This is a genomic window from Streptomyces phytophilus, from assembly GCF_013870535.1.
Classification (GTDB): Bacteria; Actinomycetota; Actinomycetes; order Streptomycetales; family Streptomycetaceae; genus Streptomyces; species Streptomyces phytophilus.
This window is the reverse complement of record NZ_JACBXC010001721.1, coordinates 1-1,030: the sequence shown is the minus strand read 5'-3', so window position 1 is coordinate 1,030 and position 1,030 is coordinate 1. Positions and strand designations below refer to the sequence as shown.

Annotated in this window: 1 protein-coding gene and 1 pseudogene; both read left to right on the top strand. The window is 74.4% G+C overall.

Annotation, left to right across the window (positions count from 1 at the left end):
• Positions 1–220 (top strand): annotated as a pseudogene (locus tag H5J30_RS35505) (hypothetical protein); the annotation flags it as partial.
• Positions 221–389: 169 nt separating this feature from the next.
• Positions 390–1,030, top strand: a 641-nt coding sequence (locus H5J30_RS35500) for a YcnI family copper-binding membrane protein (protein ID WP_181791903.1), incomplete at its 3' end; no start/stop codon positions are given.

The following is a 1,030-nucleotide window of genomic DNA, read 5'->3' as shown; positions in this document are numbered from 1 at the left end:
CCTGCTGCGCCTCGCGGCCGGCAGCGGCACCGGCCTCGCCCCGCTGCGCGCCGCCGTGCGCTACGTGCGGGCCCTCGACGCCGGGTTCGACGGCGCGGGCCGGCCGGCTGCGCGCCCCCGGGCGCGGACGGCGTACGACGGGCAGAGCGCCCGTACCGTACGCGAACTGCAGCACACCGTCGTACGCCGCGGGCCTCCGGTCTTCGCCCTCGCGGCCTGACGCGACGGCACCCCTCCGGCTTACGGTCACGCGCCGCACGCCCCGTACGACACGGGCGGACGCGGTCGTGCGGCCTCGGGTGAGCGGGTGGTCGCGCCGCTGCCGCACGCGCGCCAACCCCCAATCCATCCACACCGACCGGAGTGTGTCACTCATGAAGTCATCACGTATGCGGCGAATGTCCGTCAGCACCGCCGTCGCCGCCGGCGCCGTCCTGCTCATCGCCGGGCCCGCCGCCGCGCACGTCAGCATCGACCCGGGCGAGGCCGAGCAGGGCGGGTACGCCACCGTCAACTTCAAGGTGCCCAACGAACGCGACGACGCCTCCACGGTCAAGCTGGAGGTCACGCTGCCGACCGACCACCCGCTGACGTCCGTCATGCCCGAGCCCGTGCCCGGCTGGGACGTGAAGGTGGAGCAGGCCAAGCTCGACACCCCGATCGAGTCGCACGGCGAGAAGATCACCGAGGCGGCGAGCAAGGTCACGTGGTCCGGCGGGAAGGTCGAGCCGGGGACGTTCCAGCGCTTCCCGGTCTCCATGGGCGCCCTGCCCGAGGACGCCGACCAGCTGGTGTTCAAGGCGATCCAGACGTACGACAACGGCGAGGTCGTCCGCTGGATCGAGGTCCCCGAGGAGGGCGCGGAGGAGCCGGAGAGCCCGGCGCCCGTGCTGGCCCTGCTGCCCGCCGAGGACGCGGACGACGCGGACGACGCCGGGAACGGCGACGACGCCGAGCCCGCCGCCGCCGAGGGCGAGGACGAGGGCACCGGCGACACCGCCTCCGACGACAGCTCCTCCGACACCACCGC